Origin of the sequence: Cohnella sp. CFH 77786 (assembly GCF_019400745.1) — a bacterium.
Classification (GTDB): domain Bacteria; phylum Bacillota; class Bacilli; order Paenibacillales; family Paenibacillaceae; genus Cohnella.
Genome location: NZ_WJIB01000018.1, coordinates 25,091 through 38,238 on the forward strand (window position 1 = coordinate 25,091; position 13,148 = coordinate 38,238).

The 13,148-nt window shown below is 38.2% G+C and carries 10 protein-coding genes; 6 read left to right on the top strand and 4 right to left on the bottom strand.

Annotated features, from left to right (window positions below; all coding sequences use genetic code 11):
• Positions 1–28: 28 nt before the first annotated feature.
• Positions 29–838, bottom strand: coding sequence for a restriction endonuclease (locus GE107_RS21680; protein WP_219642918.1), 810 nt, complete (start codon positions 836–838; stop codon positions 29–31).
• Between the two features lie 127 nt (positions 839–965).
• Here GE107_RS21680 and GE107_RS21685 point away from each other — a divergent pair, with 127 nt between their 5' ends.
• Complete coding sequence (locus tag GE107_RS21685; RefSeq protein WP_219642920.1) at positions 966–2,159, top strand: DNA adenine methylase; 1,194 nt, start codon at positions 966–968, stop codon at positions 2,157–2,159.
• A 35-nt stretch (positions 2,160–2,194) separates the two neighbouring features.
• Here GE107_RS21685 and GE107_RS21690 read toward each other — a convergent pair whose 3' ends face one another.
• Entirely contained in the window at positions 2,195–2,782 is a 588-nt protein-coding gene (locus GE107_RS21690; protein WP_219642922.1) for a BglII/BstYI family type II restriction endonuclease, read from the bottom strand.
• 15 nt (positions 2,783–2,797) lie between these two features.
• Positions 2,798–4,564, bottom strand: a complete 1,767-nt coding sequence (locus GE107_RS21695) for an AAA family ATPase (protein ID WP_219642925.1) — start codon at positions 4,562–4,564, stop codon at positions 2,798–2,800.
• 279 nt (positions 4,565–4,843) lie between these two features.
• Here GE107_RS21695 and GE107_RS21700 point away from each other — a divergent pair, with 279 nt between their 5' ends.
• Positions 4,844–5,209, top strand: a complete 366-nt coding sequence (locus tag GE107_RS21700) for a hypothetical protein (RefSeq protein ID WP_219642928.1) — start codon at positions 4,844–4,846, stop codon at positions 5,207–5,209.
• 378 nt (positions 5,210–5,587) lie between these two features.
• On the opposite strand, the gene GE107_RS21705 is transcribed toward GE107_RS21700, so the two are convergent.
• Complete coding sequence (locus tag GE107_RS21705) at positions 5,588–6,253, bottom strand: hypothetical protein (protein ID WP_219642930.1); 666 nt, start codon at positions 6,251–6,253, stop codon at positions 5,588–5,590.
• A 603-nt stretch (positions 6,254–6,856) separates the two neighbouring features.
• Here GE107_RS21705 and GE107_RS21710 point away from each other — a divergent pair.
• The 4 genes from GE107_RS21710 to GE107_RS21725 all read left to right on the top strand — a co-directional run bounded on the left by GE107_RS21710 (position 6,857) and on the right by GE107_RS21725 (position 13,146).
• On the top strand, positions 6,857–9,130 hold the full coding sequence (locus tag GE107_RS21710) for a helicase HerA domain-containing protein (protein ID WP_219642933.1): 2,274 nt from the start codon (positions 6,857–6,859) through the stop codon (positions 9,128–9,130).
• Between the two features lie 16 nt (positions 9,131–9,146).
• Positions 9,147–9,896: a hypothetical protein gene (locus tag GE107_RS21715; RefSeq protein ID WP_219642936.1), complete on the top strand. Its 750-nt coding sequence runs from the start codon at positions 9,147–9,149 to the stop codon at positions 9,894–9,896.
• Between the two features lie 290 nt (positions 9,897–10,186).
• On the top strand, positions 10,187–12,607 hold the full coding sequence (locus tag GE107_RS21720; protein ID WP_219642949.1) for a leucine-rich repeat domain-containing protein: 2,421 nt from the start codon (positions 10,187–10,189) through the stop codon (positions 12,605–12,607).
• A complete protein-coding gene (locus tag GE107_RS21725) occupies positions 12,604–13,146 on the top strand; it encodes a hypothetical protein (protein ID WP_219642951.1) in 543 nt (180 codons plus the stop codon). Before GE107_RS21720 ends, GE107_RS21725 begins: the two co-directional genes overlap by 4 nt.
• Positions 13,147–13,148 lie beyond the last annotated feature (2 nt).

Genomic DNA, 13,148 nt, shown 5'->3' on the forward strand with positions numbered 1-13,148 from the left:
CGCCCTTGAAATAGCAAGGGCTTCAATTTTAACTGTCCATAAAGTCGTCGAATTTCTCGTAGTAAAGGTAAAGTGGTTTTCGCAAAACACCAAGTCCTTTTTCAATCATCATTTGAACAATACTGTCTCCGTTTAGCAATACAATTGGCACGGCCCCTTGTTGAAATGAAAGGTCTCTGGCAGTCTCAGTAAAATCGGACGTTGCAAAGAAAATCCCTTGTTCATATTTTCCTTGGATCGCGCCTCTGAATTGCTGAATTTCCTTGCTTCCAACATTATTCCCTTGCCATCGTTTACACTGAAACGCTACATTCATAGAAGCAAGCCCGATCTTCAATTTACCGAAGCCGTCAATGCCGCCATCTTTACTAGTCTTAGTTACAGAGAGATTAATAAAGCCATAAGCTTGCAAAAGTTTCTTTCCAAATTCTTCGAATTGTCTAGGTGTTAACTCATATAGCTTTTCTAGCAGTTGTGCCTTAAACTCTTCTTCGTATGTATCGTATAGTTCAACTAAGTTAGTAGAAGGTCTCTGGGTTACCTCCCAAGTAACATTAGCGCTGTTTATTCTGTTTCTTCCTTGGTTTGTTATTTCCCAAACGCCTCTTTGCGGATTATGCATATCACCCTTTTTGATAAGTTTCATTCTGACCCATTGTATTCTGTTGGTCCATTTGTTGCCACCTGAATCGATCTTTTCTTCAAGATCGTCTTGAGTGAGACTTGAGAACTTTTCGGTCATCAGTTGATATATTTCTTGCGGTTTTCCTTTGCCTCCTAAGGAAACTAGGACTTGCAGCAACGGTACTTCCATTTCGGTTTGACCAGGCATCGTCATATAACTTGACTCCTTCAAGAAAAATACAAACATTTGTTCTTAAAAGAAGGTTCTGTGCTGATTTTGTCGAATATAATAATGTTTAGGCAGCTTTTTTACACGAGACCCCTTGAAAGGAACGCACCTAATGCCACTGCAATCTAACGTTGATGTACCACATATTATAAAATATATGGGTTCTAAAAAGAACCTTATCGATTTCGTAGTTGAAGGGATTAACGAGGTTTATGTTGAAGGCGCACACGTCTGCGATTTATTCGCTGGTACAGCGGTGCTATCCGGTGTTTTAAGAAACCAAGCAACAGTGATTTCAAACGATATTCAAAGTTATTCCTCCGTGTTGGCTAAAACCTACTTAGAAAGTTATCCATGGAATGAACATCCCGGTATCTTAGAACACATTGTGGATCTAGCAAACGACCGAGTACGACGGTTCAAAAACGAATATCCACAACTTGTGTTTAATTACAACCGAGAATTTACACTAACTGAGTTTAACGAACTTGAAAAGAGCCAACAGGATTTAATCAATTTTAACTTCGGTGCTCAACCAAATCATTTATTTGCAAAGAATTATTCGGGTACATATTGGTCATATGAGCAATGCTTATGGATAGACGCTATTAGATCAATCGCAGAAGACGAATACATTAACTCGCCTTTTTACAATGCGATTATCTCCAGCTTGATGTTTGCAATGTCATACAACTCTCAAAGTACTGGTCATTATGCACAATATCGCGATGCAACGAATATGTCTTCAATGAACGATATTTTGATTTATCGAAGAAAAGAGATTCTGCCTTTCTTTATTCGTAAATTTGAAGAGTTGCGTGATACGTTAAATATCAATCAATTTGAATACCAAGTAACAGCTCAAGATTATAGGGAATGCTTAAACAATATTCCTCATAACACAGTTGTTTATGCCGATCCACCGTATGCATTCGTGCATTATTCAAGGTTTTATCATGTTATCGAAACTTTGGTTAGATACGACTATCCTGAAGTGCTTCATAAAGGCAGGTATAGAACTGATCGGCATCAATCACCATTTTGCATCCGGACCCAGGTTAAAGGTGCATTTAGAGAAATGTTCTCGAAGGTATTTCAACGAGAATCCCACCTCGTTTTAAGTTATAGTGACACTGGGATGATTACACTAGAAGAGTTGGTAGAACTTGCGCGAGAGGAATTCGCTGAGCGGTTTTATGAAGTAAATATTCGATTCCAAGACTACCTACACAGCACCATGGGTAGAAGAGAAGATAAAAACCGAAATGTTCAGGAGTGTCTGATCATTGCAAGAAGAAGAGCATAGTTTAAAGGCCTTGGGTTCATCCCAAGGCCTTTAAACTATGCTTCAATGTACAACTTTTCAGTGATGCCAAACACCAGAATAGGACAACCGCCGCCGCTTCCACCTAGAATACGTGGGGTAAGTTTGCTCATATGAGTAGTGGAGTTGCCATACGAAGAGCCCTTACCGAGCGCGTTGAAAATAGTCTGGAGCTCGTCTGAACGAGTGATAATAACCCCAACATCAATCGCCCTGAGATCGAAAAGAAGTCGGAAGTTGTTTAAATCGCGATCATAAAATGGATCTTTATTATTCCATTCAACTTCAACAGCAATTCGATTTTTAAAACAGTCCACTTTGTGTGTCGGAGATTCGTGAGCCACGCCGTCAATAAGAATTTGTGTGTTAAATGATTTCTCCACCCAACCCAAGCGATAGAAATGGCTGTCTAGCTTCCCTGAAATTGATGACTTATTCCCACCGGCGGAGATAACATCGCTGCGGTTTAAACGGAACCCCTCTAAGACAGCAATCAATTCTCGCCATTCTTCCGGAAAATCCGTACTCAGTACAGCACAAGCATGGCGCCATTCTCGTACCTCATAATAATTACGTATAGATTCGGGCAATAAATCGATCCCCATACGCCACCTCCAGTCTTATTCCCCAAGCTTCAACAGATTAACTAAGAAGTTTTTAACTTCTGGATAGCTGCTACTCAAGGCTAATACTTTTCCTGGGTCATTATCTATAGCGATACATACTTCATTGCAAATATATTTTTTAGCACCTTCATTTTCAAAATCCAAGGGTTTCTGATCAGGGTTTATATCCTTATGAGTTTCGTTGATAAACCTGAGAATTTCGATGTTTTCATATGAAGTCTTAGCTCGCTTTGCTTTTTGTTTAGCGACCAGACTTTTATACTTCTTTTTCCGCAGAAACTTGTTGGCAGCATCAAATATCAACTCTGGGTAGAGCATATCCTCCATTTCATAATCCCAATTTTGATTATGTTTTCCATCAAATCGGGAGATATGCTTAGGAATTATTTTTAACTTTTGGGTTTTTGATTTGCTTTCTAACTTTTTGAATGTACTTCTACCCTCCTCGTCGTGATCAAGCAGGCAGACTACAGTGGGTATGAAGTCTAAATCCTCTGCAAATTCTTTTAAAAACTCGATATAGCCTGCCATCTTACTACAACCACCAGCAACCAATATATTGGGAATGTCCATATCAAAGGCAGTAAGTAATGATTGCAGGTATCTCTTATCTTCCTCACCTTCAACAATTACATTGAACGGCACAATACTCCATGAATCATTTTTTCCAAGCCCCATATGTTTTCTAATTGCTTCAATTTTTTGTGTCCCTTTCTTGTTGTTCACATATGTACTCAGTTTAATAAACTGTTCTTTTGGTCGTCTGGTGTACTGAACCGGTGTCTGTTCCGCCTCAAACAGATATGTATTCTCACAGTTGGCGATGTCAATAAAATGTGGGGAATGTGTCGTCACAATGATATCAACATCTTTAGCTATTGTTTTAAGCTCTCTGTACACCTTTTTTTGAAGATTCGGTTGGAGAAACACCTCGGGTTCGTCAATAGCCCAAATAACTTTCTCATCAAAATTTTGAGAGATATAGCTAATCAAGGACAGTAAAACCATCCTTTGTATTCCGCTGCCCTTTGTGTCTAAAAGAGTGTTATTAGTGTCTTTTAGAGTGAAATTCACTAGTCCGGAGATCGCCTCCCTGAGGTTGGTGTAATCCGGGAAAAATATTTTGATTGCCCAATCATCCGCATTTAACCCTTCCACACCGGTCATAAATTTCTTAAAATGTTTTGTAATGTTTGACTCGATTGTTTTCAATGCTTCTTGGGACTTCACTATGAAATCTGACAAAATGGCTAACGGCTGGGCTTGTTTTTTCCTCAGGGCGTCTAGCCCCGGAAGCACATCTTCCTTAAATATTTCTGAGATTATACTAGGAAGATCAATATTGTTGGATTCAATGAACATAAATTTATAGCTTTGTTTTACGATCATCCGTGCGTCTTCAGGTGTGATTGCTTTTCCATTCTTCTTTCCAGTAACTTGTAGGGTGTTCTCATTGTTTTTTGTAGAGAAGGTAGTCTTGATTTGATAGGTGTCTCTATTCGCTGTGTTAATAAAATTTACTGTAATATCACTTTTGAATCCATGGCCACGACTACCTTCAGCAATATGGTACGGAATATCAAAGTAGCTGAATTTCTCCGGAACCATTGAGAAGAACAAATCAAGTGCTCTCAAGAAGTTAGTTTTACCAATATTATTCGCACCACAAATGATTAGTGGCTCGCCGTCTTTGAATTCAATAGTCATTTCGTCAATGGATCGAAAATGCTTTATAGTTGCTTTTACGATTTGTAATGTCAATTAGTTCACGCCTTCCAATGAATAGTATCTACGATAACCACGGCATAAATTGGATTTTCGACAGGAAGTTTTAAATATCCTGCCAAATAACATAAAGAGAAGAGGAAGATTGTCATATAATAGCACAATCTTCCTCTTCTCTTTGGCTCACTGGTCTTAGCGGGTAAGAATCACGCGATAATACTTCAAAATGTATATTGCTAACTACATTTTCATAGTATATAATATGAATTAATAATATGATTTTAGTTAACTAAAGCGAGGGGGCGCTGATTTAACGTGGCAGTTCTAAATGAGGAATACCCCAATAAAACATCGCAAAGTGTAAGCATTAATGAAAAGGTTGTAGATGTCTGTAAGCAGACCGGACTCCCGATAAGTCAAATAGTTGAATCTTGCCTTATACAGTTTGCCCGCATGGATGACGCAACTAGGTTCAACTTATTAGCTGAGAACGATGCCAACAAAGTAGATACATCGGAGATTGTCACCCCAGGATTCGATTACGCGGAGAGAGCCGTAAAAGAAGCTAAAAATCAAGTTGGTAAACATGCTTTTAGTATGAGTACAAAAGCTTTGATAGCGATCGGTATCGCATTACTTGCTGCGATCTTCTTTATGTCAAACAAGGAGAAGGACTCATGAAAGGGGGTGAACATACATATGGGGAAAATCGGAATCGCGACTGGCGGTAAAGGAATTGGAGTTAGCGTCGTTTGGGCAATTGTTATCGTTCTTCTGGCCTTTGTTGGCGCGGCCAAAATTTATCAAGATTCGAAGTGAACAACATGAGCAATGAGGAAAGAACATAGCAGAACCCCACGCCTAAACATTCGGAGTGGGGTTCTTGCTGTTATCTCATTAATTTGTTGGTCTCCCAACACGAATAACCATCTTTGGATCACCTGACAAGGGGCAACCCTAGTTGTAAAGGAATGTCATTTTGTTTTTCTAAAGTAATCGATATTAAAAATGATGTTCTGTAACCTCAAATACGTACAACTTTTTTCGTTGGTAATAGAGTTATGATTGTTTTTTTAAATTTTGAAGTAAATATTCGATCACAGCTTCAAACTGTGTCTTCACGGCAGCTCGTGTATCGCGGAGCAGTATCGATAGGTCAACTGTATCTGTAAAACGATCCGAAAGCGGCCAACGCAACATGATTTGGTGAACTTCTTCTCTGATAGCCAAATCGGCATGACCGGAAGCGATTGTATAGTAATTATAATCTACAGTAGGCAGGCTTTTATGATGAATTTGATTTCTTGTTTCATTAATTAGATGAAATTCCGGAATTGCTTTTCGATCAAATCGATAATCATATTCATCAGTTTCTTCACTTAATACCAAAAGAAAACCGTCTAAGTAATCGATAAAACTATCAATATGCACTAAGTAATTTTTCAAATGCATTAGAAATTCAGTAGGATTTATATTTGCCCCTTCATCCCTTAGGTTTTTGACTATTGCAAAAAGATAGTCATACTCAAGATCGACAAATTGTAGTATTACCAAAATATTTACATACCTGTACTCTAATTGTTTTAATACGGGAGTGTGTTCGATAAGCAAAAGTAATTCATCAAGCAGCTCAACACAATTATTTGCCAGGCTATTATAGTAATCCCGATTGCTCGAAAGAAATTCTTTACTATAGGTAATATCAAAATTCACATTTCTCTCCACTTTCTTCACTCCATTGAGATTTTTATGCTTTCCTTGAAATACTGAATGAGCTGGTAAACTTTCTTACAATAAGGGATGAAGACTTGAAGGTTTGCGAAAAAAATTCTTTCGCGACCATTTTTCCGGTCGGATGACCTGCATCATTTCTATTGTTCCGAATCATTTCAAAGATTCAGTTCTAAATGCCTACAGATTCAATAATTTTCCAAAGCTTATTCAATGTCAAGTGAATCAATGAAATCTTTTGTTTATTCTGATAAACGGTTTATTAACTGGTATCAGGAACGGCACGAAGAACTACAGGTGATATAAGCTCGGGAATACTTTCAGTAAACGAGGAAGCTCTACGAAGACGAAAGTAATTGTTGAAGACCATTTGGTGGAAATGTAAGACTCAACGAATTGTGGCATTCCTTCTTTCAAAGGAATGCCATTTTATTTTTACTATAATGATCGATGTTGCTCTTACTTCAATAGATGAATAAATAGGTAATACATGGAAAATAATTTATTGATACTACTTGAATAATCCCTTATAATTAAAATAGTTAAAATATAGAAACAATATAAACAAATGTAATTTTCAATAAAGGGAGTGATTTTATGAACCGGGAGAGTCGCACAGGAGGTTTACCCGGAAGTCTAATAGAGAAAATAAAATCATCGCTGCGGTTCAACTTTAGAAAAGGAGAAAATGAAAAGGAGTCTGATTCGAGGCTTGCAGTTGCTTATGGAAGGATATTGTTTGAGAAAGTCCAGGCCCATGGACAAAGTGTAGAAAATGCGTGTACATTACAACCTACGAATAAGCAGGACTTAAAAAAAGCTGTAGAAGTAATCCTTGATATGAAAAGTCTGAACAGTCTAGCAACTGAGATTCCGGATATTAAGAAACCTCTATTTCTTCCGTGGTATGTTGATTCTAAATGGGTAGTCTTGAAAATGACTGTATTCTACATGCTTTTAACTTCAGTGATTGCGAAACTCCTTGGTTTACATAGCAGTATCAACGTTGTCTTTTTGTTTATTGGTTTATATCTGGTAGGGCTACATTACAGAGGCAAGCGATATTTTAAAAAGATAACAGTCTTATTAGGAGAAAGTAGAGAGTGGAGGAAAGATGGCTATCGGATCAACGTTAATAATAGTTATTGGTTTGTTGTTAAGAATATGTCGGTAAAAGACGTAGTTGATACATATTTTGATAAGATTTGTGAACATCGCAATCATTCATATATTGAAGAAGCATTAATGAAATATAAGGAAGAAAAGCCTAATCACTATAACTTATTAGAAGACAAATTAAATATTAAAACTAAGACCGACACCGAAAGAAAACCAGCAATTCAGCATTCAAAGAGCATGGAAGAAATTCTAGCTAAAAAAATAACTGATTTTATATATAAGTATTTTAAGCCTGAAGGGACAACAATAAGTGGGCCAAGCCTTTTAGAAGAGGATGAGAATGGTCGTCAAGAATGGTGGATGAACATTAAGGGAGTTACAGCAGAACAGCTTGAAAGAAAGATACAGAGTCTTGAGAATTACACAGGAAGGTATGTAAGCGGAAAAATTCACTCGGGTAAGTATCACCCAGGAGATATAGTGTTTTATTTGGCATCTAGCCGGAAAGACGCGTTTGATAATCAAGAAATGAAGGAAGAAGTGGTGGAAGGGGATAGGGCTACGATAGAACGAAATGGCATCATAAATAATAAAAATCCTGTAGACAAGCAATGGAAAGAGTTGTTTAATCAAACTTTTCCCAAACATGAATACAAAACTCCAGATTTCATTTGCAATAAAGATAGTTCGACAGAATATCATATTATGAAAATTAGAGGAATAACCGCGCAAGATTACCAAAGCAAGATTGCAACTATTGAATCACAAGTACGCAAGCAAGTTTACTTTATTCATGAAAATTTTGAAGGTAATACTGGTATTACAGCTATAGAATTGGCAAATAAAAAACTTGCCTCGATGATTACTTACAATGAAATTGAGCATCTAATCTCAAGGGATAGGATTTGCTTAGGATTTGACGTTAAAGGTCCTGTGGAATGGGATCCTAATTTAGAAGGCCATTGTGGAATTGCTGCTCGTACAGGTAGTGGGAAAAGTGCAGAAGTGAGGTTTATATTATGGCAACTATTACCGCGAAGGGATATGATTCCGCGAAAGGATATGATTATTATTTTTGATTTTAAAGGAGGTATCGAATTTTCTTTTCTTAGAGAGAAAGGATATATCGTATTAGGGGATACATCCCAGTTCAATCCATTGAGTCAACAGCTCTGTGGGGAATTAGAGGCAAGAATATCTTATTTTAAAGAATTAGGAATAACTCAATACAGTGAATACGAAATGCTATTAACGCTTGATAAGCACCTTAGATTCTATCCTAGAATTTTCGTAATTATAGAAGAAGCAAATGCTTTAAAGCTGAGGTTAGATAGCAAGGATTTTGCAGTCGCCCTTCGTAATCTAACAGAGTTAGTTTTAAGAGCTAAATCGTTTGGAATTCACATAATATTGACCGCACAAAGACCAACTGCTGAAAGTTTTATTAATGCTGATATACGAAGTAATTTAGGAGTTATTGTTGGAGGATGGATGAGTTCCAGTCAATCTATAATGATTTTTGAAGATAAACGAGCAACAAATATTTCAGATATAAAAGGACGATTCAAAGCCAAGGGAGCAAGTAGTGAATCTGAATATCAGATTCCGTTTATGACAGGGCAGGATTTTCAAATACTGGAATGGGCGCGCAATCCTTACGAGAATTACGTACTTGGGTCTGAAGGACACATTAGTGAACAAAACTATCAAATCACAACAGAAACTAAATCAACTCAAAATCCATTCTGGTAGATAAGGTGATTTTCCTATGAAGAGTCTCAGCGCTGTGGATATGGAGATATTACGTGTGCTCGATAAATTTGGCCATGCAAAGATAAGTCAAATATGCTTGCTAGTTCCCGAGGAGTCAAAACGATCTAATGAAGTAATCAGGTTAAGATGTCGTCAACTTGTGAGTGTATATGGTTATATTGAAGAAATTAGAAAAAAGTTTGATAAAGTTTACCGGCTTACCGTACATGGAAAGCAAGTTTTTAGATCGGCATCTGTCTCTACAGACTCTTCAATCATACGTGGGATCGAGTCATTAAATGCTGATTTAGTAAGAGCGGAATGGGCAATAGAAGCATTACAAGAAGGGGCTGTAACTGTAACTTCGGGCTTTAATTTTACTATGAATGAAATTGATTTTTCCCCCGTTGTGGATGCAATGTCACAAAGGGAGCAGCACAAGAAATTTCTTATCATTGATTCCGACAGTACATCAAATTACATAGGAGAAACCTATTTGAAATTACAAAAATTAATAACGGCGGTTACTAACTGTCCAATTGATGTAGTGGTTTTCTTTAAACAGCGGCATTTTGAGATTGACAACTTTGTTCATGAAAACAATTACACGAATGTAAAAGTAAGACAAGCTGCGGAGGTAAATCTGAAAGGTAAGATCGAGCTGGATAAGGAGAAGAAAAAGAGACATGAGACTTATCTAAAGAAGAAAGCAGAGATCATGAAAAATAAGAAGGATAATTTCACTCGAGAAGGTGACTTGAAATGAAAATGAAACATTGTCTTATTACGAGCGTATTGGCTCTTTCTGTTATTTTCCATAATGAGTCAAAGGGTCTAATCAACACTGTCATGGTTAAAACGAAAATTGCATCAAGTATCTCTGACTTTATCCCACAATTCATTAGTGGTGCTTGGAATACATCTTGGGATAAGGTTGACACCGAGATAAGTAGCTGGCCTAGAAGTTTTTAAGTTTAACCCTACATGTGAAAAATATCACAAACAACCCTTGTTTATCTGATTGTAAAAAAGAAGCCAAAGGAGTTAGCGGAAAAGATGAGAGTGAGATACGTGATTCTGCTATTTAGTATCTTTATGGTTCTACAACTTACTGTTGGAAAGTCTATAACGTTCCAACCACGAACGGTTTATGCTGATGCAGTCGATATTGAGGCAAAGTTCCCTGACCCGAATTTGAATAAAGTGATTCATGATTGGCTTGGGGTTTCAGTAACGGATACTGTTTATCAATCGGATATTGTTGTGAAAACAAGCGACCCCGGTGGAGATTATCTGAACCTTTCGAACAAGAATATTTCAAGTCTAGAAGGCATGGATATTTTTGAGGGTTCTAGCCTCAAACGTCTATATTTAAGCAATAACAACATCTCGGATATTTCGTCTCTATCCGGTATTACTTCTCTTCAAGTAATGGATATTGGTAATAACCAAATTACGCGCATTGCAGCGATCAATGGAATGACGAATCTTGTGTGGTTAAACCTCGGATTTAACCAAATTACAGATATATCGCCAATTGCAGGTTTGTTGAACCTGAAATCACTTTTTATTGGAAATAACCAGATAAATAATATCTCGCCAGTTGCCGGTTTGACAAATCTTACTTTTCTAAGTTCTGAATTCAACCAGATTACAGACATATCACCTGTTGCAGGACTCACGAATTTGACATCACTTGTTATGGAATGGAACCAAATCACTGATGTATCCCCAGTTTCAGGTTTGACGAATTTGACAAACCTTTTGCTAAGCAAAAATCAAATTTCTGACATCAACCCGCTTGTTAATTTGTCGAAACTAGAAACACTCACTCTTTCTAACAACAACTTATCGAATGCAACCCCTCTTCAAACATTGATTGATCTAAAATGGCTCGATCTTTCGAGAAATAATATCGTCGATCTTTCAGCATTAGTAGGGTTAACGGAGACTACTTACTTGGACCTTAGTAATAACCCGATTCCTGAAATTTCGCCAATTGCTGGTATGACGAAGTTGAATCAGCTATTTCTAAGTAACACGCTCATCAAAGACTTAAATGCACTTCAAAACATGACTGTCTTGCAAAATTTGCAAGCTTCACAAGCACTCATATCAAACGTGTCCGGCTTATCTGGATTAACTCAAATGACTTCATTAAATTTGCAATACAATCCGATCATTGATGTTACACCACTATCGGGATTAACGAACTTGCTTGATTTGATCATCGATTCAACGTTCGTAAACCTCTTTAACGGGACAAATAAGGCGATCATCGACGGCATACCAGCGTCAAAAATAATTACACCGCAAATTAGATACGGTTTTGTAGATGGCAATGAATTCGGAGCATCTTTCAGTCTTAATGTCGGAGAAATGCGTTCGCCGGGATATGGATTTTTAAGCACAAATGATGGAACTACTTGGTCAAATACGGTGTCCTGGCATCAGGGATTTCTTGATGAATATTTTAAAACTCCTTCAACCTTTGTTTCTGCTGACCCCTCGATAGCCACCGTGAATCCAACAACTGGACAAATCACTGGTGTTTCACAGGGAACGACTCAAATTACAACCAGGCTTTTCGGTTGGGCATCGGATTATACAGAGCATACGTTTGATGTCGTGGTAGATCCGAGTGAACCGCCTCCGGTCGCCGTAGAGCCGAGTGAACCGCCTCCGGACGCCGTAGAGCCGAGCGAACCGCCTCCGGTCGCCGTAGAGCCGAGTGAACCGCCTCCGGTCGCCGTGGAGCCGAGCGAACCGCCTCTGGTCGCCGTAGAGCCGAGCGAACCGCCTCCGGTCGCCGTAGTAGAGCCGAGCGAATCGCCTCCGGTCGCCGTAATAGAGCCGAGCGAACCGCCCCCGGTCGCCGTGGAGCCGAGTGAACCGCCTCCGGTCGCCGTAGAGCCGAGCGAACCGCCTCCGGTCGCCGTAGAAATACCGATTCCCACGGCTGTAGAGCAACCCAATGAACCTCCTCTTACAGAAGACATTCACGAAGTGGATACTAAACAACCTCTAATACTTCCGAAGGAGATTCCAAGCAAGCCAGATCAAAAGATAATATGGCCAATTCCGGTTGTGGCCCTCATTCTCTTGTTTGTACTACTATATCGTCGTCGAACTAATGTAATGGTTTATAAAGGTGGTAAGCTCGTTAAGAAGCTATATGCAAAGCCTGATCAGGTAATAAAAGTCGATCTTCGAGATATACTTCCGGACACTCCAAGTGATGACTATGCTGTTGTCTTCTTGAAGAACTTAATTAGAAGGTTACCGATAGGTTCTTCCTTTTTGATCTATTTTGGTGAACTTAAGTTACCAGTAACAGTAAAGAATAAAAAATCTATTACGGTTATGATAGGGCCTTCATCTGAAAAGAACCCAACTAACGAAGGCGAAAGCGAATCGCTGCATGAGCATGTTAAAGGTGTATCAATAACCATTTTAAGAGGAGAAGAACAAGTATGAAAATGAAGAGGACAGTGACTTTGCTGATAACCGTATTAATTATATTCTTTGTTTTTGGCACAACATCTTACGCCGAGGAAGTAACGGCAAATAATGAAAACAAATCATACAATATTTTGATACCTAAGAATGTTCAGGAAAATGTATTTACAGATGATTATATTTCCATTGATCCTCAAGGAGTTCAACATAATCTGATCGGCACAATAATGGAGGGAACATTTTACACAACCCCTGATAGTTTTAGGTCGTTTCCTTATCTTGAAAAAAGTCTCTATCACAAAAAATCAAAATCGTATTATATGTTGTTTGATAATGGGAATTGGGTTACGTTCAGTAAAGGTCGGTTTAATTCAACAATTAAAATTATAGAAGGCACGGAAGTTCCTGATTCCGAAGAATTATACAGTTTTGCTTTAGATTTAACACGTATTGCACTCCGGAAACTATACGAAACAGCGGGTTATAAGCTTGAATACGATAGACATGAGCGTAGTATAACTATTTCTCCCGATAACGCTGAAATCGAACCATACTGAAT